The 23439-nt window shown below is 58.9% G+C and carries 20 protein-coding genes; 7 read left to right on the top strand and 13 right to left on the bottom strand.

What is annotated here, in order from left to right; all coding sequences use genetic code 11:
• Nucleotides 1-123: 123 nt before the first annotated feature.
• A complete protein-coding gene (locus OJ965_RS00605; RefSeq protein WP_186806404.1) occupies nucleotides 124-1500 on the bottom strand; it encodes a glycoside hydrolase family 10-like protein in 1377 nt (458 codons plus the stop codon).
• A 40-nt stretch (nucleotides 1501-1540) separates the two neighbouring features.
• Nucleotides 1541-3031, bottom strand: a complete 1491-nt coding sequence (gene pdxR / locus OJ965_RS00600) for a MocR-like pyridoxine biosynthesis transcription factor PdxR (RefSeq protein ID WP_186806405.1) — start codon at nucleotides 3029-3031, stop codon at nucleotides 1541-1543.
• A gap of 110 nt (nucleotides 3032-3141) precedes the next feature.
• Between pdxR and gabT the strand changes: the two genes are divergently transcribed.
• Nucleotides 3142-4428 (top strand): 4-aminobutyrate--2-oxoglutarate transaminase, encoded by a 1287-nt coding sequence (gene gabT / locus OJ965_RS00595; protein WP_046102773.1) that lies wholly within the window; start codon nucleotides 3142-3144, stop codon nucleotides 4426-4428.
• Nucleotides 4429-4506: 78 nt separating this feature from the next.
• A complete protein-coding gene (gene gabP, locus OJ965_RS00590) occupies nucleotides 4507-5922 on the top strand; it encodes a GABA permease (RefSeq protein WP_009092823.1) in 1416 nt (471 codons plus the stop codon).
• Nucleotides 5923-6127: 205 nt separating this feature from the next.
• Here the strand turns inward: gabP and OJ965_RS00585 are convergent, their stop codons facing one another.
• From OJ965_RS00585 to OJ965_RS00575, 3 genes are all read right to left on the bottom strand, one after another.
• Nucleotides 6128-6430, bottom strand: a complete 303-nt coding sequence (locus OJ965_RS00585) for a fimbrial protein (protein WP_154928873.1) — start codon at nucleotides 6428-6430, stop codon at nucleotides 6128-6130.
• 367 nt (nucleotides 6431-6797) lie between these two features.
• Nucleotides 6798-7217, bottom strand: coding sequence for a bleomycin resistance protein (locus OJ965_RS00580; RefSeq protein ID WP_154928874.1), 420 nt, complete (start codon nucleotides 7215-7217; stop codon nucleotides 6798-6800).
• Between the two features lie 33 nt (nucleotides 7218-7250).
• Nucleotides 7251-8135: a LysR family transcriptional regulator gene (locus OJ965_RS00575; protein ID WP_154928875.1), complete on the bottom strand. Its 885-nt coding sequence runs from the start codon at nucleotides 8133-8135 to the stop codon at nucleotides 7251-7253.
• A 144-nt stretch (nucleotides 8136-8279) separates the two neighbouring features.
• Here OJ965_RS00575 and OJ965_RS00570 point away from each other — a divergent pair, with 144 nt between their 5' ends.
• Nucleotides 8280-9131: a Vmh family MBL fold metallo-hydrolase gene (locus tag OJ965_RS00570; protein ID WP_154928876.1), complete on the top strand. Its 852-nt coding sequence runs from the start codon at nucleotides 8280-8282 to the stop codon at nucleotides 9129-9131.
• Between the two features lie 52 nt (nucleotides 9132-9183).
• Here OJ965_RS00570 and OJ965_RS00565 read toward each other — a convergent pair whose 3' ends face one another.
• Both OJ965_RS00565 and OJ965_RS00560 read right to left on the bottom strand, forming a co-directional pair.
• Nucleotides 9184-9855 carry a hypothetical protein gene (locus OJ965_RS00565; RefSeq protein WP_154928877.1) on the bottom strand — a complete coding sequence of 224 codons (672 nt, stop codon included), beginning with the start codon at nucleotides 9853-9855 and terminating at the stop codon, nucleotides 9184-9186.
• A gap of 192 nt (nucleotides 9856-10047) precedes the next feature.
• Complete coding sequence (locus tag OJ965_RS00560; RefSeq protein WP_154928878.1) at nucleotides 10048-10944, bottom strand: LysR family transcriptional regulator; 897 nt, start codon at nucleotides 10942-10944, stop codon at nucleotides 10048-10050.
• Between the two features lie 103 nt (nucleotides 10945-11047).
• Here OJ965_RS00560 and OJ965_RS00555 point away from each other — a divergent pair, with 103 nt between their 5' ends.
• Nucleotides 11048-12100: an SDR family oxidoreductase gene (locus OJ965_RS00555; RefSeq protein ID WP_154928879.1), complete on the top strand. Its 1053-nt coding sequence runs from the start codon at nucleotides 11048-11050 to the stop codon at nucleotides 12098-12100.
• Nucleotides 12101-12161: 61 nt separating this feature from the next.
• On the opposite strand, the gene rluF is transcribed toward OJ965_RS00555, so the two are convergent.
• Together rluF and OJ965_RS00545 are read right to left on the bottom strand one after the other, a co-directional pair.
• Complete coding sequence (gene rluF, locus OJ965_RS00550) at nucleotides 12162-13040, bottom strand: 23S rRNA pseudouridine(2604) synthase RluF (RefSeq protein ID WP_058957070.1); 879 nt, start codon at nucleotides 13038-13040, stop codon at nucleotides 12162-12164.
• Nucleotides 13041-13133: 93 nt separating this feature from the next.
• Nucleotides 13134-13604, bottom strand: a complete 471-nt coding sequence (locus OJ965_RS00545; protein WP_154928880.1) for a GNAT family N-acetyltransferase — start codon at nucleotides 13602-13604, stop codon at nucleotides 13134-13136.
• Nucleotides 13605-13872: 268 nt separating this feature from the next.
• Here OJ965_RS00545 and sfnG point away from each other — a divergent pair, with 268 nt between their 5' ends.
• Nucleotides 13873-14961, top strand: a complete 1089-nt coding sequence (gene sfnG / locus OJ965_RS00540; RefSeq protein ID WP_154928881.1) for a dimethylsulfone monooxygenase SfnG — start codon at nucleotides 13873-13875, stop codon at nucleotides 14959-14961.
• 95 nt (nucleotides 14962-15056) lie between these two features.
• Here the strand turns inward: sfnG and OJ965_RS00535 are convergent, their stop codons facing one another.
• Entirely contained in the window at nucleotides 15057-17030 is a 1974-nt protein-coding gene (locus OJ965_RS00535; RefSeq protein ID WP_265135445.1) for an autotransporter outer membrane beta-barrel domain-containing protein, read from the bottom strand.
• Nucleotides 17031-17206: 176 nt separating this feature from the next.
• On the bottom strand, nucleotides 17207-18097 hold the full coding sequence (locus OJ965_RS00530) for a MurR/RpiR family transcriptional regulator (RefSeq protein WP_154928883.1): 891 nt from the start codon (nucleotides 18095-18097) through the stop codon (nucleotides 17207-17209).
• Between the two features lie 469 nt (nucleotides 18098-18566).
• On the opposite strand from OJ965_RS00530, the gene OJ965_RS00525 reads away from it, so the two are divergent.
• Complete coding sequence (locus OJ965_RS00525) at nucleotides 18567-20690, top strand: TonB-dependent siderophore receptor (protein WP_154928884.1); 2124 nt, start codon at nucleotides 18567-18569, stop codon at nucleotides 20688-20690.
• Nucleotides 20677-21813: an ABC transporter substrate-binding protein gene (locus tag OJ965_RS00520; RefSeq protein ID WP_167428549.1), complete on the top strand. Its 1137-nt coding sequence runs from the start codon at nucleotides 20677-20679 to the stop codon at nucleotides 21811-21813. Before OJ965_RS00525 ends, OJ965_RS00520 begins: the two co-directional genes overlap by 14 nt.
• Here the strand turns inward: OJ965_RS00520 and OJ965_RS00515 are convergent.
• On the bottom strand, nucleotides 21802-22785 hold the full coding sequence (locus OJ965_RS00515; RefSeq protein ID WP_167428548.1) for an XdhC family protein: 984 nt from the start codon (nucleotides 22783-22785) through the stop codon (nucleotides 21802-21804). The two genes, OJ965_RS00520 and OJ965_RS00515, sit on opposite strands and share 12 nt — an antisense overlap.
• Entirely contained in the window at nucleotides 22782-23348 is a 567-nt protein-coding gene (locus tag OJ965_RS00510) for a nucleotidyltransferase family protein (RefSeq protein WP_265135444.1), read from the bottom strand. Before OJ965_RS00510 ends, OJ965_RS00515 begins: the two co-directional genes overlap by 4 nt.
• Nucleotides 23349-23439: the final 91 nt, after the last annotated feature.

The following is a 23439-nucleotide window of genomic DNA, read 5'->3' as shown; positions in this document are numbered from 1 at the left end:
CCGTTACACCTGTCGCAGGGAGAAAGCAGCAACCGCGGCCATGATTCACGCCAGCTTCACCGGCATTCGTTTCGTCGGGTATGCGTTGAGCGCAGAAGCCATAACTTTGCTGCCGTGTCGATGTCAGCCGCCCCAGCGACTTTTCAGATAACTCACCGCCTGCTGAGTCTGCGGCTGATTGAGATAGTTCTCTCTGAAAAGAATGGTGCCGTCGATATGGGGCCAGGACTCATTGAGGTCGAGCTGCTTTCTCAGTTCAGGCACTCCGCCCTGCAGCGTCCAGTCAGGCTCAATCCGCGAAGGCTCGCCCACCTTGTAGAGCGCCAGACCGATGTAAAGCCGGGTTCTGGTCGGCTTCACCACCTCTGCCCACCACTTTGCCAGCACGTCATAACGGGCAGCCTGACGGGAGAACGGCCAGTAGAGCTGAGGCGCGATATAATCCAGCAGACCCTGCTGAACCCAGCGACGGGTATCCGCATAGGCTTCATCGTAGGCCGCTGCGCCTCGGGTATCTGAACCCGCCGGATCGTGCGACAGGTTGCGCCAGACACCCGCCGGGCTGACACCAAATTCCACCTCCGGCTTCAGCTGTTTAATGGTACGGGAGACCTGCTCAATAAGCTGTTGCGTATTGTGACGCCGCCAGTCCGCTTTGCTGGCGAAGCCCTGCCCGTAACGGCTGAAGGTCTGACTGTCGTTGAGAAGGGAGCCTGCCGATTCCGCATAGAAATAGTCATCGAACTGCACACCGTCGATCGGATAGTGCGCCACCACCTCGGCCACAATACTGGTGATCCAGTCGCGTGCGTCCGGGATGCCGGGGTCGAGCACGTAGCGGTCGCCCGCGGTACGAATCCAGTCACGGTGCAGCACAAACACGCTGGCCGGATGAAGAGAGAGCGTGCGGTTCAGCTCACTGGTGGTAGAGGGTTTGATGTTGACCGAAACCCGATAGGGGTTGAACCACGCGTGGACTTTCATACCGCGTTTATGCGCCTCATCCAGCATAAACTGCAGCGGATCGTAACCGGGATCTTCGCCGATTCTGCCGGTCAGCATATCGGACCAGGGCAGAATTTTAGAGGACCAGAGCGCCGTGGCATCGGGCTTCACCTGGAAAAAGACCGTGTTAATTCCCAGGCTTTTCAGTTTATCCAGCTTGTCGATAAGCGACTGCTGCTGCATCCGGATGCGCTCTGCCGGGCTGGCACCATTGACCGATGCGACGGGAGGCCAGTCAAGACGGGACACGGTAGCTAACCAGACGCCGCGCATCGGTTGCCGGGCCTGAGGCTGCACCGGCTGGCTGGCTGGCGGTAACGGCTGTTTCGTGACCGGTGGAAAAGGCGTCACCAGCGACCGCGGCGGCTCAGAGGCGCAGCTGACGAGCAACAGTGCCGCAGCCAGTGCGGCCCCGCGCCTTAACGCCACGCTGGCTGCGGCAGGAATAAGATTCAGTGCGATGATAAACTCCAGTTTTATCTGGTCGGGACGCAAAGAGGAGTATTCTCGGTGACTCTGATTAAATGTCAATGTGTTAGCGCTGGGGACTGAACTCAATACCGGCCGCCGCCAGACAGGCTTTGAGGGTGCCAAAGGCATCCTGACACTGTCGTTCATTGACGCAGGCATACCCCAGCAGCAGACCTCGCGTCTCCTGAGGATGCATATAGTATTGTGAAAGTGGCCGCACCTTGACGCCGCGCTTCAGCGCCTCGGCGGCAATGGCGACATCATCACTGCCTGCAGGCAGCGGCATCACCAGATGCAGACCGGCTTCATGGTTAAAAGCCGGTAAGAAGGCGGGCCCCAGATAGCGCTCGATCAGCCGACAGAGGAACTGCCGCCGCTGTCGATAAAGCAGCCGCATCCGCCGGATATGCTCCATGTAATGACCCAGCCGGATAAACTCCGCCAGCGCCCGCTGAATCAGCAGATGTCCGCCGCGATAGAGTTCCGCTGCCGCGATGCGCATCGGCTGAGCCAGCGGTTTTGGCACCACCAGATAGCCAATGCGCAGGGCGGGATAGAGCGTTTTACTGAACGTGCCCATGTAAATCACCGGCGCATCGGCTTCCAGCCCCTGCAGCGAGGGATGCGGCTGTCCGGAGAAACGAAATTCGCTGTCGTAGTCATCTTCGACAATCCAGCTCTGATGACGGCGCGCCAGTGTGAGCAACGCCTGACGACGTGCCAGGCTCAGATGCACCCCAAGCGGGTACTGATGGGAAGGTGTGACAAACACCATTTTGGGTGGCGGCCCGCTGTCGGGCACCAGGCCCTGCTCATCCACCGGCATGGCCCGGATTTTCAGGCCATTCATCCGCAGCAGATTGCGTGTTCCCCAGTAGCCAGGCTCTTCCATCCAGACCCGATCGCCTGGGTCGCACAATACCCGCGTGACCAGATCGACCGCCTGATGAACGCCCTCGGTGATCAGAATCTGATCCGCATCGGCCTGCACGGAACGCGCCACCCGCAGATAATCGACCAGCGCATGACGCAGATCGGGGCAGCCGCCGCCGCTGCTGTAAACCAGCCGATGGACGTCAGGCTCCCGGTTCAGGCGCGCCTGAATCTGACTGAACAGCTTATGGGGAAATTCGGTCACGTCGGGCGCGCCAGGCACAAACGCTCCCCACTGATAAGGGGACGCGGTGGCGTGCCCCAGCAGTGTGGCACCGCGCTTCGACAGGGTGGCCGGTCGCTGCGCCTTCACGGCGGCCAGGTCGGCAATCGCATCACTCTGCAGCGAACTCTCCGGCAGCGTCTCGGCAATCCACGTGCCGCTGCCGGTGCGCGCGGTCACGTAGCCCTGCGCCATCAGACTTTCATAGACATGCATGACCGTGTTTCGTGACACGCCGAGTTCACGCGCCAGATCGCGGGTGGGCGGCAAACGACTGCCGCGCGGAAAGACCGCTTCCGTGATCGCGGCCTGCATACAGTTGAGCAGTCGCTGATGCAGGGAACCGGTTTTCATAAACTGTAACCGTGCTAATAGATGATCGGCGTACAAGAGTCGCAATTGGCTCCATCCTTCCTCTGATAATTGGCTCTGGCAACTCACCACGCCTCAGGCATAAATAAACGTGTTTGTCGGGAATTGTAAACACGCATATCAATGAGGTGGATCAAATGAGCGAAAAAAATAACCTGATGCAGGAACGTAAAGCACAGGCTCTGCCTAAGGGCATCGGTACGCTGTGCGACTGGTACGTTGCCCGGGCAGAAAACGCCACCTTATGGGATCAGGCTGGTAACAGCTGGATCGACTTCGCAGGCGGCATCGCCGTGCTGAATACCGGTCATCGCCATCCACGCATCGAGCAGGCAGTGGCCGAACAGTTAACAAAGTTTACCCATACGGCGTTCCAGATCACCCCTTACGAAAGCTACATCGCACTGGCTGAACGCATCAATCAGCGGGTGCCGGTTGCCGGTGCAGCGAAAACCGCCTTTTTTACCACCGGTGCCGAAGCGGTAGAAAACGCGGTTAAAGTGGCGCGTGCCTATACCCGTCGTCACGGCATCATCACCTTTGGCAACGCGTTTCATGGCCGCACCTTTATGACCATGGCCATGACCGGCAAAGTCGCCCCCTACAAGCGCGACTTCGGCCCGATGCCCCCTTCCGTTTTCCACGCCCGCTACCCCAGCGCGGTGCAGGGGATCAGCGTTGAGGCGGCACTGACCAGCCTGGATGAGATTTTCACACAGGACATTGCGCCCCATGATGTTGCGGCAATCGTACTGGAACCGGTGCAGGGTGAAGGCGGATTCCATGCGGCACCGGCAGAATTTATGGTGCAGCTGCGTGAACTGGCTGACCGTCACGGCATCCTGCTGATTGCGGATGAAGTACAGAGCGGATTTGCCCGCACCGGCAGGCTGTTTGCCATGGAACACTATCCGGTGAAAGCCGATATCATCACCATGGCGAAAAGCCTGGCGGGCGGGATGCCCCTCTCCGCCGTGGCCGGTCGCGCCGAGGTGATGGACGCGCCTGCCCCTGGCGGACTGGGCGGTACCTATGCCGGAAATCCGTTAGCCATCGCGGCGGCTCACGCGGTGCTGGATGTGATCGAGGAGGAGCAGCTCTGTCAGCGCGCCGTGGATCTCGGTGGCCGGCTTGTCGCTGAACTGGAGGCGCAGCAGCGCAAACACCCTGATATCGCCGAAGTGCGGGCGCTGGGTTCTATGGTGGCAATGGAGTTCTATCAGGCCAGCACCGCGCAGGCCGTTCAGAAGATGGCGATGGAACAGGGCCTGCTGCTGCTGACCTGCGGCGCGAAAGGCAACGTTATCCGCTTCCTCTACCCGCTTACCATTCCGGATGCCCAGTTCAGCCAGGCGCTGACCCTTCTCTCCACGGTGATCGATCGCTGTGTTGCCCCTGCCGGACACCCTGTCGTCCCGGCATGATTTCACTGGCTCGTTAATCGCAAGCCCCTTTCCTGTTCGTCCGGCCAGCATGGCCGGGCGTCCCCCGGAGACGTTGACATGACGATGACTCAGAGTGCGAATGAAGATTCGCTGGCTCAGAACCTGAAACCGCGCCACGTGCGCATGCTCTCGATTGCCGGCGTAATTGGCGCCGGGCTGTTTGTTGGCTCCGGTCATGCTATTTCTGAAGCGGGCCCCGCCGTGCTGATCTCCTATGCTGCCGCCGGGTTGCTGGTCGTGCTGATCATGCGGATGCTGGCGGAGATGGCCGTGGCCTCACCCGATTCCGGATCGTTCTCCACCTATGCGGAGAAAGCGCTGGGACGCTGGGCCGGGTTTACCATCGGCTGGCTCTACTGGTGGTTTTGGGTGCTGGTGATCCCGCTGGAAGCCAATGCGGCAGGCACGATCCTGCACGCCTGGTTCCCCGATGTGGCCATCTGGCAGTTCACCTTCGCCATCACACTCTTACTGACCATTACCAACCTGCTGAGCGTGAAAAACTACGGTGAGTTCGAATTCTGGTTTGCCCTGATCAAGGTCGTGGCGATCATCCTGTTCCTGGCCGTCGCAGGTGCCGCCGTGTTTGGCCTGCTGCCTGACAGTCACACCAGCGGCCTGTCGCATCTTTATGACACCAACGGCTTCATGCCAAATGGACTCGGCGCGGTGGTGGCGGCTATCCTGACCACGATGTTCTCTTTTATGGGCACCGAGATTGTCACTATCGCCGCCGCAGAGTCGAAAAATCCCGGCCGGCAGATTACGAAAGCCACCAACTCGGTGATCTGGCGTATCGCGCTATTCTACCTGCTGTCGATTTTCTTCGTGGTGGCGCTGGTTCCGTGGAATACGCCAGGCTTGGTTGAACAGGGTTCCTGGCAGACCGCTCTGCAGGCGATGAGCATTCCTCATGCCCGGCTGATCGTCGATCTGGTGGTGCTGATGGCGGTGTGCAGCTGTCTGAATTCGGCGCTCTACACCTCCTCGCGTATGCTCTACTCGCTGTCACGCCGCAAGGATGCGCCCGCTGCGGCCTCACGCACCAATCGCAGCGGCACACCCTGGGTTGCGGTGCTGCTCTCGACTGCGGCAGCGTTTCTGGCGGTGATCGCCAACTACCTGGCGCCCAGCGCGGTCTTCGAATTTTTACTCGCCACCTCGGGTGCCATTGCGCTGCTGGTCTACCTGGTGATTGCCGCATCCCATCTGGTGCTGCGCAAAAAACGCGAGCAGGCGGGTGAAGTCCTGACTTACCGCATGTGGCTGTTTCCCGGTCTGACCTGGGTCACGATTCTGTTTATCGTCACGGTGCTGGTGATCATGCTGTTTGATCCTAAACACCAGACAGAATTAGTGGCGACGGGCGGTTTAACGCTGGTTATTATTGCGACCAGCCTGCTGCTGCGCCGTAAAAAGGCAGAACAGAAAAGCACGCGCTATTTTGTGCAGCGCTCCTCTGACCCGTCATAATTAACTGAAGCGCATTAACAGTGAAAAAGCCCACCTTTTATAAGGTGGGCTTTTTTTTGCATCTGGTTCCCTGGTGCTGACAAAAAGGGTCTGGCGATATAAGGTTTTCTCTGATACCCACTTTTTCGCTGTGGGTTTGGTAACGTTACTTTTATTCCTGTTTCGCCCCGGGCGCAATCAATTTTCGTCAGAATGGCAGAAAAAATTAAAGATAAGTGAGGGACAGAATCCCTCTGGTTTTTTCGGCGTTTAACCAGTGCATTTTCACTTCTGCAGGTAACCTGTTAAGGGCGTGGAGATTTCTGAGGTCAGCCGTCGTCAGCGTAGTCTTTCCCCTGCCAGAATCATAACAACTGAACACGACCTGATTCTTTCCGGTGCTCATATCACATGAATCATTCGTCACCATGCCGCGAAAGGTAATCGTGCCTGAATCCGAACCAGCACTTGCTGCCCCGGCGATTGTCATTAAGAGCGTGGTAAAGCCAGCGAGTAAAAATGATTTCATCCTGCATCCTCCTGAATGTGTGTCAGGAGTTATCGGCGCAGATCGCAAAAGATTAAGCACTGAAAAGAGAATTAAATGTAAATCTTCGCCAGCCGGACTTTTCATCGCCCTCGATTTTTTAACATCGATAGTAAAAAAAGAATTTTTGGCGTTAACGGTATAAATAACATCAACACAGAAGAACAGAATTTAAATGCAAATACGTGTAAGAGGAGAACTTGAATAAGCTGAGGCACTTTCTGCAGTGACAGAAATGCGCACGCTGGTTTTTATTCTGACTGCCTGTTCAATATAAAACCTGACTCAGGCATTCCGGGATGAGATATATCCGCGCTGCCCGGCAGAATTCACCCAAAATGTTTTCAGCTCATTCCAGATACTGGCTGAACCGCAGCAGATAACCATCCGGATCCTGCAGAAGAAACTCGCGCTGACAGGCGGTTGTCCCGCCGGTGTCATACCCCGTATCCCGCAGCGGGCGATAGAGCGCGATACCCTGCTTTTGCACCCGAGCCAGTACGACCTGGATATCATCCACTTCAATCTGAAAATTGATGCCCCGTCCCAGCGGCCAGTGAAGCTCTGCCGTGTTCCAGCCCTGAGGATGAAACTGCTCAATCATCAGTTGCGCCTCGCCATAGCACAGGTAGGCGAAGTCCGGCTGCTGCCGCTGTATTCTCATGCTGAATCCCAGTACCGTCGTGTAAAAATGCAGTGAGGCGGCAAAATCGGTTACGGTGAGTTCTGGCACCATACGGTTCCAGTAAAGGGGTTGATTGTCACTCATTTCTTCTTCCCTGTTGTCTGTTGTGAGGCTGGCTCAGGCATGACTCAAAAGGTTGCGCTGCAGTTCATCGAGTAACAGCCGCAGTGCTGCAGGCTGATGTTCCCGCGACAGGTAAAGTCCCCAGATGCCAATGCGTCCCGGCTCATAATCGGGCAGTAAGGTGACCATTTTTCCGCTTTCCAGAGCGTGACGCGCCTCCTGCTCGGGCACCATCGCAATCCCACAGTCTGCACTGGCCGCATCACACAACAGAGAGGAGATCCCGGCGCTGAAATTTCCTTTGACCGCCACCGCCATTTTCTCTCCCTGCGGGGAGGTAAAGTGCCAGCTCTGTCCGGCGAAATGGCTGTAACAGAGGCAGTTATGGTGCGCCAGATCGTCAGGCGTTTGCGGCATCCCGTGCTGCTGCAGATAGGCCGGTGAGGCGCAGAGGACAGAGTAGCAGTCACCCAGGCGGCGGGCGATAGTGCCCGGCTCCGGCGTATCGGTAATGCGGATGGCGAGGTCGATCCGTTCACCAATCAGGCTGACAGGCTGATTATTGATCTCCAGCTCGATGCGCAGGGCCGGATAGCGCGCCAGAAAGTCGGGGATCACCGGACCGACAAGGTGGACAGCCGTGAAGTGCGCGCAGGCGATGCGCAATGTCCCGGCGGGTATTCCCTGCGGGGTCTCCTGGCGGATCTCCTCCGAAAGGCGTGCCAGCTGGCGGGTCTTTTCCAGAATCGCCTCGCCTGCAGGGGTGATCGTCAGACGACGTGACGAGCGATGCAGCAGACGCGTTCCGGCCCAGTTCTCCATCTCTTCCAGATAACGGCTCACCATGGGACGGGAGATCCCCAGTGCGCGTGATGCCGCACTCAGGCTTCCCAGTTCGCAGATACGGTTAAAAACGGCCGCCGCAGTCACTCTGTCCATCTGTTTTACCTGTTCGGATTATGAAACTCAGCATGTCTGATTTCGGGAATTCTAACAGATGTCAGAATGCGTAAAATAGCGCCACTGACACAGAACATGATCATTTGCGCCGCCCTGTGTGGCGATTACCGTCTGAGGATAAACATGAAAATTGCCGCTCACGCTTTAATTATGATGCTGGCTTCGGCCTCTGCCAGCGCCACGACCCTGAAACTTAAAACCTATAATCCGCAGGAAAAGGGCCTGTTTGCCGTTTCATCTACGCTGGTCTCCGGCCCCACCGAAGCCATTCTGTTTGATGCGCAGTTCAGCACGCAGGATGGTGAGAAGCTGGTGGCGATGATTAAACAGAGCGGCAAAAAACTGAAAGAAATCGTGATAACCTCCGGCGATCCCGACTTCTATTTTGGCCTGGAACCGATTGTTAGAGCCTGGCCGGATGTGAAGGTGGTGGCCTCACCCGCTGTGGTGAAACATATTCAGGAGACCCATGAGGCGAAGCTGAAGTACTGGGGTCCGCAGATGAAACAGGGCGCGCCTTACGCGCTGACCGTGCCAGAGGTGACGCATGAGACACGGTTTAGCGTAGACGGTGAAGTGCTGGAGCTGCGTCATCCGGATCAGTATGCCGCTTACGTCTGGATCCCCTCCGCCAGCACCATTCTGGGTGGGACGGCCCTCTCTTCCGGCATTCATGTCTGGACAGCAGACACCCAGCCCCCTGAAAGCCGTGCGGCGTGGCGTCATATCCTGACAGAGATGCAGACGCTGCATCCGCAGAACGTCATCCCGGGTCACTATCTGGGTGCGCGCCCTGCCGGGTCGCAGGCCGTGGATTTTACCCTCAACTACCTGAAGTCCTTTGAGCAGGCGCTGTCGCAGCACAAAACCTCAGCAGAGGTGATTAGCGCCATGACGGCCGCCTGGCCAGGACTGGCCGAGCCGGGTTCGCTGGAGCTCAGCGCGAAAGTGAACACCGGCGAGATGAAGTGGTAAACCCGCAGAGAAACGGCTGACTTTGCGGCACAACGCGGGGTGCACCAGGGCGCTATTTTTTAGCCAGATAGCGTCTGTCATCCCGCGCCTGCAATCGCGCCTCAGCGGGTGTGGGGAAGATGTAGTGAAACAGGTCGCGGTAAAAACTCAGGTGTTTCTGCAGACCTTCCTGAATTGATCGGCTGATATCTTTGATCAGAAATTCCTGCGTGGTGTTGAAGTTCGTCACGCTGAAAAAGGTTTTGTCGTAGACGTTTACCACCCCTTCCCATTTCATCACCTGCTCCTCCGGGGAGAGGCCTTCCGAGACGGTAAAGATCCCCTTGTGGGATTTCACGCCCTGTTTACTGACATAGGTGGTTAAGGCGTCGTAGCCGCGTTTGTTGCGCCAGCGGCAGAATTCGTAGGGCACGTCGTAATGGGGCAGCACAAAGTCCGGGCTGCGAAAATGCTCATCTGCAATCAGGCCATCCAGCGTCACGGTAAAATGCAGAAAGTCCTGCAGAAAATCGAACTGGCGGGTTTTGGTCAGGGTGACATTAATTGAGTAGTGACCGGCCTGCACAAACCAGTAGTTGGTAAAGCCTGTCACCAGAATAGTGAACGCCTGCCAGTCACTGATGCGTCGATCGCCCGCCAGTCCCCTGAAACGGCTGATCATCATCCGTGACTTCGGATGCTGATACGCTTTCAGCAGCGGATCGTTCATACCTTTCAGTAACATCAGGCTCACTCCATGATAGTTTGCGCTTATCCTGCCACGCTCTGATCAGAGTGAAAAGTGTCGCTGTTCTGAATGTGACCGCTTTATGGCCGTGGCGGATGTGGTCCGGCGGAACGACAGAGGATCTTTCACCACACAGAGCAGGCAGCTGAGAGGCGCGTCCTGATGACGCGCGATGTCCGGCTTATGAGATCACAACTGCGCGAGGGTTTTGAGTGTTTCACTCAACCGCGCCACCAGCGCGCGTACCCGGTGAGGAATAAAACGGGCATCAGGGAAAATGGCGTAGAGATAGCGGTCGGGAAGCCGCCAGTCTGGTAACAGCCGTACCAGCCTGCCGGAAGCCAGCGCCTCCGCGCCAATCAGGGTCTGCAATCCGCCTATCCCCAGCCCGGCCTCCAGAGCCTGCCGCAGGGCATCGCTGTTGTTGGCGCGAAACACACTTTTCACCGGAACGGAAATCCTCTCTGTCGCCGAGAGCAACTGCAGCGGGGCGTCCGGGGAAACGCCGCTGAAACGGACATGGGGATAATGCGCCAGCTCAGCCGGAGTCTGGAGAGTACCGTGACGGGCGATCCAGTCAGGGGACGCCACCAGCACGGTTTCAACGGTGGTCAGTACCCGGGCCGCCAGCGTGGCGGGTGGCGACTCACTCAGCCGAATTGCCAGGTCAACGCCCTCCGCAATCAGGTCTGACAGACGATCTTCCAGCGCAAGCGTTAACTGCAGGGCCGGATGCGCCTGCTGGAATGCAATCAGAGACGGCATCAACCGCTGGCCGATGCCGCTCGGTAACTGGATGTGTACCCTCCCGCTCAGCGGTTGCGAGTCGGGCCGCAGTTGCTGCTCCAGCTCATCCATCGCATTGAGCAGGTGTCTGACCTGCTGCAGATAACGCTGCCCCTGCTCCGTCAGCGCCATGCTGCGGGTGGTGCGGTGCAGCAGCACGACGCCCAGCGCCTCCTCAAGCGCTGCAATCTGCTGACTCACGGCCGATTGTTTCATGCCGTTCTGTCGTGCCGCCGCCGAGAAGGAGCCCGCTTCCGCCACCCGGATGAAGGTCTGAATGGCGTTAAGTTTGTTCTGCATTTAATGATTTTCCTGATAAGTGATATCCGGTTGGTGGAATTTAATCAGAATCTTTGGCAGGTGAGAATGCGTTCCGTTACTCAACAAGAGAGTGGAGGTAAGCATGACGCAGAAAAACAGGGTGGCATTAGTGGCAGGCGCCAGCGGAATTGTCGGGCAGCAACTCTGCCAGGCGCTGGCTGACAATCACTGGCAGGTCAGGGCGCTGACCCACCGCGCTGCCGCTGTCGGGAGCGGGATTGAAACCTTCCGGGTCGATTTGCGGGATCCAGAGCAGAGTGCGCAGCAGCTCGCTTCGCTGACTGACGTCACGCATCTCTTCTACAGTGCCTGGCTCAGCGCCGCTGACTGGCAGGCGATGGTGGAGCCTAATCTGGTGATGCTGCAGAATCTGGTGCGGATCATTGAGGCTATCGCGCCGCTTGAGCATGTCAGCCTGATGCAGGGATACAAAGTCTACGGCGCGCATCTGGGCCGGTTTAAAACCCCGGCGCGCGAGAGCGATCCCGGTGTGCCGGGCGCCGAATTTAACGCCGCACAGCTGGCCTGGCTGAGCGCACAGCAGCAGGGTAAAGCCTGGCACTGGAGCGCCCTGCGACCCGGCGTGGTGGGCAGCGACCGGCCGGGCAACAGCATGAATCTGGCCCTGAGTCTGGCGCTGTACGCTTCCCTCTGCCGGGCGGCGCGGCTGCCGTTACGCTTTCCAGGTTCGCTGGCAACCTGGCACAGCATGGTCGATTTTACCGACGCCTCACTGCTTGCCGATGCGACGCTCTGGGCTGCGCGTGCGCCCGCGGCGGCCAACCAGGCCTTTAATATCAACAATGGCGATCTCTGGCGCTGGAGTGAACTGTGGCCGGTCATCGCCGCCTGGTTTGAACTGGCGATCGCGCCGCCAGTTGCTCTCTCCTTCCGGCAGCTTTTTCAGGATTACCGTGGGCTCTGGCGGGAGATTGCGGAAGAGAACGCCCTGGTGCAGCCCGACATTCTGGCCCTGAGTGATGGAACGTTCGCGGATTTTGTCTTTAGCTGGGATTACGACATGTTTGGTGATGGCAGCAAACTGCGGCGGGCGGGGTTTCACCACTATCGCGCGACGGATCAGATGTTTTGCGATCTGTTCAGTCGCTTCAGAGCGGCCCGCCTCATCCCGTGAGGGCCCGGATCAGAGACATGAGGCAGAGCGCGCAGGGGTGGCGCTCTGCGACGGCAAGACCTCAGCGCCCTTTCTTCTTGCGGCCCGGCTGGGTAAAGCGCTTGCGTGAGGCACCACCGGCATCCGCTTTTTCAGCCGGTTTCGCCGGGCCTTTCTGCGGTTTTTTCCCCGCCGCAGGTTTAGCAGGCGTTTTGGCTTTCTTTGCCGGTTTTTCTTCAGACGAAGAATTTTCCAGCAGTTTAAACAGCTCAATGAGTTCGTCGTCAGTCAGATCGCGCCACTCGCCCAGCGGTATGCCTTTGAGATTAACGTTCATGATGCGGGTTCGCTCAAGCTTCGTCACTTCATAGCCAAAGTGCTTACACATACGGCGGATCTGGCGATTCAGCCCCTGCACCAGCGTGATACGGAAGACAAACGGCGCTTCCTTTTTCACTTTGCACTTTTTGGTGACGGTGCCGAGCATGGGCACGCCCGCGCCCATACCGGCAATGAACTCATCGGTGATCGGTTTGTCGACGGTCACCACATACTCTTTCTCGTGGTTGTTACCGGCGCGCAGGATTTTATTGACCAGATCGCCGTGGTTGGTCAGGAAAATCAGGCCCTGAGAATCTTTATCAAGACGGCCAATCGGGAAGACGCGCTTACTGTGATTAACGAAGTCGCTGATGTTATCGCGCTCGCCCTCTTCCATCGTGGTGATAATCCCCACCGGCTTGTTCAGCGCGATCAGCACCAGATCCTCTTCATCACGCGGCTCAATCAGCTGACCATTCACCTTCACCACATCGCCTGCAAATACCTGCGCGCCCACAGTGGCGCGTTTGCCGTTAATGAAAACGTTGCCCTGCTCGATGTATCGATCGGCGTCGCGGCGGGAGCAGATACCGCTCTCGCTGATGTATTTATTGAGACGAGTTGATGAGTCAGTCAGCATGGTTCCTCCAAAAAACGCGGACTATACCTTACCGGCGTGAGCTTGCGAAGTCTTTGCGCGGGAAACTTGTGGCACGCCCCGCGCAGCAGAGCGTCAGAGGGTAATCGCCATCTCCACACAGCGTAACGCACAGCCCGCCAGCTTCGAAGGATAGAGGCTTTCGCCCAGAACCCGGAAACCATGCTGCTGATAAAAGCCGGCGGCGTTGGGCGTCGAAGCCAGCGTCAGACGGTGATAGCCACGCTGCAGCGCCTCCGCTTTGATTCTGTCGATAATCCGGCCCGCCAGGCCCTGTCCGGTAAATTCAGGCAGCGTAAAAATCGCCTCCACGCTGGCCGCGCTGAGATCCAGTAACCCGGTCGCAACCGGCTCGCCGTCCGGGCCATCAATCACAAAAAAGGGGTTCTCGCGGATCATCGCCGGAAAGCTGGCGGGCATCCGATCTGGCGTCCAGGCGGTCAGCACCTCTGGCGGATAGGCATGCTGGCAGCCGTGGCGGATCGCCCGATTTCTGATCTCCCATAAACGATGCGCCTCTTCAGGCGAGGCTTCTCTGACTATCATACTGCCCTCCTTTTGCTGAATACCCGGTTCGCTATCACACCACGTTGTGGCGCACTCTGCTAGCTGCTGAACAAGGCTGTTGCATTGGCAAACAGGCTGTTTTCATCCTGCTGCATCTGCAACAGCACCGGCGGCGTCAATCCGGGTTCACTGTTGTTAAAACAGCGGTTTACTGACTGGCATGGTTACTGCTTAGCCTTTTCTTTTATATCTGAAAGTTTGGATAAATGTACGTTACCAGTGATTCAGCTATATCAGGAGAGCAACGATGTCAGAAACTCAACCCCTGCAGTTCGCCTACTGGGTGCCGAATGTCTCAGGCGGATTGGTGATCAGTCAGATAGAGCAGCGTACCCGCTGGGATGCCGGATATAACCGGAAACTGGCACAGATTGCCGAAGAGGCGGGCTTTGACTACGCGCTGACGCAGATCCGTTTTACCGCCGGTTACGGCGCGGACAATCAGCATGAGTCGGTCACCTTTTCTCAGGATCTGCTCAGCCAGACGTCGCGATTGAAAGTGATTGCGGCTCTGCTGCCCGGCCCGTGGAATCCGGTGCTCGCGGCGAAGCAGATCGCCACCATCAGTCATCTCTATGGGCCGCGCATCGCCGTGAACATTGTCAGCGGCTGGTTCCGGGGCGAATTTAAGGCGATCGGCGAGCCCTGGCTCGATCATGAAGAGCGCTACCTGCGCTCGGAAGAGTTTATCCGCTGCCTGCGCGGCATCTGGCGCGAAGAGAGCTTTACCTTTGCCGGGGATTTTTATCGCTTTCGCGACTACGCCATGAAACCGAAACCGCTGTCACCGCTGCCGGAAATTTTTCAGGGCGGCAGTTCACGGGCGGCGCGGGATATGGCCGCCCGGGTGTCAGACTGGTACTTTACCAACGGCAATACCCCGGAGGGGGTGCGTCAGCAGGTGGCCGACATCAGGGCGAAAGCCAGCGTTAACCAGCACAAGGTGCGGATCGGCCTGAACGGTTTTGTGATTGCCCGTGACAGTGAACAGGAGGCGCAGGCGGTGCTGCAGGAGATCATCCGCAAAGCTAACCCGGATGCGGTCAAAGGCTTTCAGCATGAGGTCAGAAATGCGGGCAGCGCATCACCGGAGGGCGAGGGAAACTGGGCGAAATCGTCGTTTGAGGATCTGGTGCAGTATAACGATGGCTTTAAAACCAACCTGATCGGAACACCGCAGCAGATTGCCGAACGGATTATCGCGCTGAAGCGGGCCGGTGTGGATCTGCTGCTGCTGGCGTTTCTGCACTTTCATGAAGAAGTGGAATTCTTCGGACGTGAGGTCATACCCCGGGTGCGTGAGCTGGAGGCGCAGGAAGCGCTGATCCGCGCATAGCTGCCGCTTTCTTTGCTGGATCTGCTGCAGGTTACCTGCCGCTCCGCGCTGGCGGGGCGGCAGGTTCAGGACGTCAGCGCCGTTGATCTGCCCGGTTAAAAACGGGCATTCACTCCCACGTTCCACGTCACCTGATGCGTCTCACTGTTACCCGCCACGGCCGAAACACCCGCAAAAGCATTCACTGCGGCACCCAGCGGCACGCTGGCTCCCACGGCCATGTTGATCCAGTTGTCATCCCTGCCATCACTGCTGCGGGTAAAGGCGGTGCGGGTCGATTTCAGTCCGGCCGTTACCGCAGAATCACTGTCACCAAACTGATGGTTGTAACTGATCTGCGCCCAGGGATTGACCGGCAAATCTTTGCTGTCGATACGCCAGCCCAGGGAGCCGACCTGGGCGTGCAGCGTCTGGTCGCCAAAGCGCATAGAGGTGCTGCTGTTGCCCTCTTCCTGATAGCCGCCGACCCGCGTGTAGTCGAGCGCATAGCTCGCCACCGGTCCGGTCGTGACGTAACGGCCAACGGGAAGATCCCAGCCGGTCTGCACCCGCATCCCCAGCACTTTCCCGCCACTGTTACCCTGTTCGGTACGGGTCGCAGGCCCCAGTTTCACCTGGCGTTTAATATCGTCGAAATCCAGGTCGGCATAGTGGGCGTCCGCGTTTATCCAGCCGTGGTCGAGGTAGTTCAGCTGGCTCCAGATCGCCACCAGATTACCGCGCAGGCGGTAATCGAAGCGCGACGAGGGCTGCTGGCGCTGCGAGGTGGTGGAGAGCATCGCGCCGGCCTGCCACGCATCGGTCAGCTGATAGCCCACTCCCACGGTGCCGGTGGCGCTGGTGGCATCCCCATCCAGCAGACTGTCGCCACGAAAATCCCGCTGCTGCCCGGCGTAACCGCCAAAAACGGTTAACGTGCCCGCCTCTGCGGGCTGCTGACGCTGCTGCTGCAGATGCCCATCCAGCGTATTCTGCGCATCGCCCACCAGCATTGAGGGGGCACGGCTCAGCGCCGCCACCTGCAGCGGTGCGTTCAGCACTGACTGAATGTAATCGGCGATCAGCGCATGGACGGCCGGGCTGGGATGCAGCCGGTCGGCAAACAGATACTGTTGCGAGGATGAAAATCCCGGCGTGGAAGTGGTGCAGTCCATTGATGACACGCCGGGCGGGCAGGCCATGCCGGCGGTGTTGGTGAGTCCATAACCGCCCGGATTATCGATCACCTCATTAAACAGGCCATTGATATCTACCCGGGCGATGTTGCCGCGGGCCGCCAGCAGCCCCTCCTCTTCGGCCTGATTGTAACGGTCGGTCAGCGCCGAGGCGGCCTCACTCAGCAACCGCCAGGCAGCAATCAGCTGCTGCGCGAGCGCCTCACGGATCGGCGGAATCGCAGAAAGCTGCCCCGCCGCCTCACCCAGGGCCGTTTCAATCGCCTGCTCGCGCGCGGCCCGGTCTGGCGTGGTGCGGGTGCTCAGCGACTGAAACAGCGCCGCCGTGGCCGGTTGCGCGGCGGGTCCGAGCGTCTGCAGAATCGCCTGCAACAACGCGGGGGTGGCCCCCACGTTGGGCACCGTCGGCACAATCACCGTTCCGGCACCGGCATCCAGCAACCGGCTAACCTGTGAGGCCGCCGCACCGGCGCTGTTATCGACCAGCTGCCGGGCAATCAGGGGGGAGAGCGCCGCCGCCGCTAAGTCATTGCCGCCGATCCAGTGGATATAGAGGCCATCGGGATCGGCCCGCCCGCCGCGGGATGCCAGATAACTTTGCAGCTGATCCTGGGTATTAAACAGGGGATTGATCGCCGGTACCGCGACGGCGCCGCCCTCGGCATAGTTGTTTCCGCCCTGCGATGAAGGACGTAAGGTATCGCCCAGCGACTGCGCGACGATCTCGTCATAGAGCGGGTGGGTTGCGCCATCATAGGTAAAGCGCCCTACGTTCCCGCCATCGCTCAGGCTGTCGCCAAAGACGGTGAGGTGGCTCCATGCCGCGGCGGGCAACGGTGACAGCAGACTCAGGATCGCACAGCAGAAAAGGGTTTGCGCGTGAAGGGGTTTCATCAGCAGCTCCGCACAGGGGTAAAGGAGGACGAACCGCACCCGATGGCACGGTTAGCAGTAAGCGTAGTCGTCCGGCGAAAGAGGCTGAGAAAAAGGCGAGATCTGGCTCGCAAAGCGGGAAAAATCTGGCGTGAAAGCGGTCTGCGGCCGCACCAGTTGCAGCGGTGTCAGCGCGGCTACTTTTTAGTGGCGGGCTTCAGGCCACGATAGAAATCCTGCAGACGTTTCATGGTTTTGACCGTGCGCTGCGGCATCGCAGAAGCCACCGACAGGATCAGCATCTCCAGACAGACCATGATGGTGCCATGCAGCGGAATGCGCCCTTTTTCACCGCCGCGAGGCACGTTGATCACCACATCCGCTTCGCGGGCAAAAAAGGAGTCGGTGGCGTTGGTCAGCAGGATAAGCGGAATGCCGAGCCTTTTCGCCTCACGCACGACCGTTGTCCCCTCCCGGTGCGCCGACTGCTGCGCCATCATCACCAGTACATCGCCCCGCTGCATCGCCAGCATCTGTTCAGCCAGCGCCACACCGGAACGGTTAAGTGAAAAGGCTGGCAGGCCGATGCGGTTAAGCAGCCGCACGCTATAGTCCGCCAGAATGCCCGATGCGTTGATGCCAAAAATCGCGACGGCGCGCGCTTCGCTCAGCAGCGTGACCGCATCCGCGACCGCCACGCGGTTCTGCGGCTGAGAGAGCACCTCACAGGCGTGGCGGTGGCCCGACAGCACAAAGTCGATGGCGCTGCTCACGTCGCTGGTCACCTCACTGACGGTCGTCACCATCTTATCTTCGGAGGTCAGCGCCGGGCCGAACCAGACTTTCAGCGTCTCTTTCAGGTCGCGCAGGCCGCTGAAACCCAGGGCCTGAATCGCGCGGATGACGGTGGCATCTGAGGTCTGATTTGCCAGGGCGATCTCCATCGCCGTGCTCTCCAGCACCGTTTCGCGCTGTTGATCGAGGTAACGGGCTACGGCAAGCAGACGCGGCGAGAGCTGCTTTTCCCTGGCGCGCAGGCGCTCTGCCAGCACATCGGTTCTGTTCTTTACTGTCCGGATCGATTTCATGCTTCACCTGATTGAGGGGAAATTAATTTTTCGTCTCTCACTCCTGCTCTCATTTTCACGGCCAGATCGGCGAAAAAGATGTAGTGAACGAGCCGGAGTATCTGATTATTCACCTGTTAACGCTGTGGATTAAGCGTCACCACTCAGACTAAAAATAAATAATTTAATTAAATTACAGATAGATAAACAGAGCCTCACTTAGCCTTCCGCTGAAAATTTGCTTCAGCCGAAATGTAGTATTTTACGATTAAATTATATTTACTACTACACCGGCTGATGATTGAATGATTCTCAATTACAGATGAGAAGCATTGTCGTCGGGGCGGTGAGAGGTTCTTTCCCCCTTCCGGCTTAACGCTTCGCTGTTTAACACACTGCATGTTGCAGAAGACCTCCAGGGAAGCCCTGTGTGACCGACAGAAGGTCATGCCGGGCGTTATTGACCTCAGCTTCAGAAACGAAAAGAAAAATGAAAAACAGTTCAGACTCCCGTTATCCGGCCCGGCACTCTGCTCTGGTCGTGGCGATCTGCGGCAGCATCCTGCTGCCGCAGGCCGAAGCAGCAACCGACAGCGCACCGGATATCACCGTCACCGCAGAGGCGAATCCGAAGGGAAATTACAGCGCCAGCCAGAGCAGCGTTGCCAGCAAAATGCCCACTGCCCGGCTTGATGAAGCGCAGTCGGTCAGCGTGGTGACACAGCAGCAGCTGGAGGATTATCAGGTCAGCTCGCTGGCAGAAGCGATGCGTTTCGTCAGCGGGGTGAGCGAAGCGAACACCCTGGCCGGTACCGAGGATGGCTTTGTGCGACGCGGCTTCGGCAGCAATGCCGACGGGTCGATCTACCGCGATGGGATCCGCAGCAGTCAGGGCCTTAACGTCGATGCCACCACGGAGCGGGTGGAGGTGCTGAAAGGCTCCTCCTCCCTGCTCTATGGCATTCAGAATCCGGGCGGCATCATCAATGTGGTCAGCAAAAAGCCGCAGTACAACTGGCACTCCAGCGTCAGCGGACGCTACGCCAGCGAAGGCGGCGGAGCAGGTACGCTGGACGTCACCGGGCCGCTGGGCAAGGGTTTCGCCTTCCGGCTGATTGCCGAGAAACAGAATCAGGATTACTGGCGCAACTTCGGCCGTGAGGAGCACACGCTGGTGGCCCCCTCACTGCAATGGTTTGGTGAGCAGGCCAGCTTTCTGATCAGCTATGCCGACTACCGTTATGATATCCCCTACGATCGCGGCACCGCCTTTATCAATGGCCGGCCGATTGATATCGGCTATAAAGATCGTCTGGATGACAAAGCCAATCACGCCTGGGGACATAACAAAACCCTGAACGCGCACTACGACTGGCAGTTTAACGACGAGTGGACAACCCGTCTGACCCTGGGCTGGAACCAGCGGCGCTATGACAATAATGAAGTGCGGGTGACGGCGGTGAATGCCAGCAGCGGCGTGGTCACGCGCCGTGCCGATGCCAATCGTGGTTTTAACCATAAAACCAAATATGTCAGCTGGGATCTGCTGGGGAATACAGAAATCCTCGGCATGTCGCACGCGCTGGTGGCCGGGACAGATTATGAGATGAACCAGACCTACCGCGCGCATCAGTATCAGGGCAGGGTCAACCGTCAGTTCAGCTACTTCAGTCCCGACTATGACATGCTCTCTCCGGTGACCGATGCCAGCACGGAAAACAGAACCGCGGCCAATAACCTGAACCGCATTCATAGCCGTTCACTCTATCTCAAGGACAGCATTTCGCTCTCGCCCGACTGGATTGTGGTGCTGGGCGGCCGTTATCAGCACTACGAACAGCGGGCCTCTCGTGGTGTGAATCCGCAGGTGGAAACCCTGAACGATGAGGGAAATAAATTTCTGCCGCAGGCAGGGGTGATCTACAAACTGACGCCCGATCTCTCGTTCTACACCAGCGTGAGCAAGTCGTTTACCCCTTCCACCGACGTGGATGACAATGGCAACGTCGGCAGGCCGGAACAGGGCACCAGCTGGGAGGTCGGCAGTAAATGGCAGCTGTCGCCGACACTCCTGGCGACCGTGGCTCTCTATCGCATTGATGAAAAGGCGATGTCGCTGAATATCAATGGCAGCACGCGGGCGATTGATAAGGCGCGATCTACCGGCGCGGAGTTTGAACTGAACGGCGAGATTTCTCCCGGCTGGGATCTCAGCGCCAGCTACAGCTATGACCAGGCGGAGATCGTCAGCGACCGGGTTAATCCGGACAACAACGGCAACCGGCTGCAGAATGCGCCTCGCCAGTCCGGTGCGCTCTATCTGAGTCATGAGATGCAGGTCAGCGGGTTGCCAGGCTCACTGCGACTCGGCGGCGGTGCCCGCTATGTCGGCACCCGTGCAGGCGATCCTGATAACAGCTTTACCCTGCCCGACTATGTGGTGGCAGACACCTTTGTGGCGTGGAACAATCACCTGTTTGGTGAAAAAACCCAGCTGCGTCTGAACCTGAATAACCTGTTCAACCAGCACTACTACAGTTCAAGCGGCGGCAATCTGCGCGTCCGTGAAGGTGAAACCCGTAACCTGATGGTACAGGCCCGTGTGGAATTTTAAATCGCTGCGTGCCGGGCTGCTGCTCGGCCTGCTCTGCATCAGCGTCGGCGCAGGCGCGCGGACGCTGACCGACATCACCGGTCGCCAGGTGACGCTGCCCGATCATCCGCAACGCATCGTGCTGGGTGAAAGCCGGATGCTCTACAGCGTCGCGCTGCTGACCCCAGGCAATCCGCTGCAGCATATCGTGGGGTGGCCGCTCGACCTGAAAAAGTATGATCCTCAGACCTGGCAGGCTTTTGCCCGCCAGTTTCCGCAGATGCGCGAGATTACACCCCTGGGGCTGGATGGGGTCAATGACATGAACCCTGAACAGGTGATTGCACTCAGACCCGACGTGGTTGTCCTGCCGCAGCTGGCGCGTGACGGTGAAAACGGCGCCCTGCTGGAGAAGATGCTCAGCGCGGCGCATATCCCGGTGGTGAAGATCGACCTGCGGGTTGACCTGCTGAACAATACGGAACGCAGCATGACGCTGCTGGGGGACGTGCTGAATCAGCCTCAGCGGGCTGCTGAGTTTAATCATTTTTACCGCACCCATATGCAGCGCATTGAAACGCGGCTGGCTGATTATCCTGGCCCCCGGCCCCGCGTGCTGTTGCAGTTGCATCTTGGCCGACGAAATGAATGCTGCGTGACCTCGGTAAAGGGTAATCTGGGCGACCTGCTGCGCTTTGCCGGCGGGGATAACATCGCCAGCCAGCAGGTCAACGGGGTGTTCGGGCGACTGAGCGAGGAGAGCGTCATCGCCGCCCGGCCCGACTTCTACTTTGCCACCGGCACCGGCAGCGCGGATGAGGCTGGGGCACTTCAACTCGGACCCGACGTCTCCGCCGCGCAGACCCGGCAGAGCCTGCTGGCACTGACCGGTCAGCAGCACGCCCTGAAGCAGCTGACCGCACTGCGGGACGGCCACACCGGGGCGATCTGGCACAACTTTTACCTCAGTCCGTGGCACGTGGTGGCAACCGAGTTCTTTGCCACCACGCTCTATCCGCAGCTGTTCAGCGATGTTGACCCGGAGCAGACGTTGCGTGAACTGTTCCAGCGATTTCTGCCGATCCCCTTCTCCGGCACTTACCTCTACCGGCTGGCACCGGACACGGCGCGGTCAGGCGGCTGACTGGCCGCCGTTTTTGATGCAGACAATATCGGCCATTACCGACAGCGCAATCTCTGCCGGGGTTTTGCTGCCGATAGGCAGACCGATGGGCGCATGGATGCGATCCAGTTCGGCACGATCCATACCGCCGATCTGTTGCAGACGCGCCCGCCGCTTCTCACTGTTTTTTGCTGAGCCCATAATGCCGATGTAGAAGGCAGGGGTGGCGATCGCCTCCATCATGGTCAAATCGTCGATGCGCGGATCGTGGGTCAGCGCCACAATCGCCACCGCCGCATGCGCCCCGTTGAGTTCCAGCCAGCGCGCCGGATGCTGTGACACCAGCGTCACGTTGTCTGCGCCGCCGAAATGGCTCTCCAGCTCCGTCAGCATCTCCGGACGGTGCTCACAGACCCGCACATGAAAACCCAGTATCTGGCCGAGCCGGATGCACTCATAGGCTACGCTGGAATAGCCCGCGACCAGCAGTTCCGGAATCGCCCCCACCGGCAGCACGATCTGCTGCTCGCTGGCATCCAGTGCGGGTAATACCCGACTGGCGGCGATGGCCTCCCACTGCGCCCGTTCACCGGGGCGTATCATTTTCACCAGCGGCTGCTGCCCGCTCAGCGCCCGCTGCATCGCCGTCAGCAGGGCCAGCGTGGCCTCATCGGGCGGCAGAAACTCAATAACGATCTCCAGACTGCCGCCACAGGGCAGGCTGACATCAGGCCGCATCCCGCCCTCGCCGTAACGCACCCGCTGACTGCTATTGCGGTAAGCCCCGGTAGCCAGCTGCGCCAGAAAATCCTCTTCGATACAGCCGCCCGACAGCGAGCCGCAACTCTCTCCGGTCTCACTGACCGTCATGAGTGTTCCCGGTGCGCGCGGGGAGGAGCCGTAGGTGCGCAGCACCGTGCAGAGCCACACTGCCCGCCCCGCCTGAGAGTGGCGGAGGGCGGCATTAATGACGCGTTGATCCAGCGTTATCATGAAAATTCCTTTATTAACTGCAGATCGGCAGGAAAATCGATGTCACACAGACAGCCGCGATCGTGCAGCGGCAGGCGGACGGCGGCGGCGTTCACCAGCGCCTGCGGCCCGCTGTCGCCCTGCAGGCTGCTCAGGACCGGATAACAGTGACGCTGAAAGCCCACCGGATGCCCCGGCCTGCCCGTCACCCAGGGTCGGACGACAGGCGCGTTTGCCAGCGCCGTGCTGACGGCGCGGTAACTCGCGGCTGACACAAACGGCATATCTCCCAGCGCAATCAGCCAGCCGTCATAGTCGCGCGTGGCGTTAACGCCTGCCGCGATCGACTCCCCCAGTCCGCCGCTGTCACACAATACCAGCGTGGCGGAGGTGCAGAGCGCCTGAAGCGCAGCGGCGTCGGGACGCGTCACCACGAACAGGTCAAGTCCACTGGACGCGGCCTGCTCCAGCGTATGTTGCAGCAGCGGTTTGCCATCAAGGCGGGCCAGTAACTTATGCTCGCCCGCCTGCTGACGAAAACGGCGGCTCAGTCCGGCAGCCAGCACAATTAACGCTATCTTCACTCTCTCTCCCTGCAGCGTAAAAACGGGCGCAGCCCTCAGCCTGCGCCCGCCTGACCTCTGTCCGGCCTGCCGGAGCAGGTCAGGAACCGTC

It is taken from the genome of Pantoea anthophila (genome assembly GCF_026104315.1).
GTDB classification, from domain to species: Bacteria; Pseudomonadota; Gammaproteobacteria; order Enterobacterales; family Enterobacteriaceae; genus Pantoea; species Pantoea anthophila.
The sequence above is the reverse complement of the archived record's forward strand: the minus strand, read 5'-3'. Positions and strand labels throughout refer to the sequence as shown.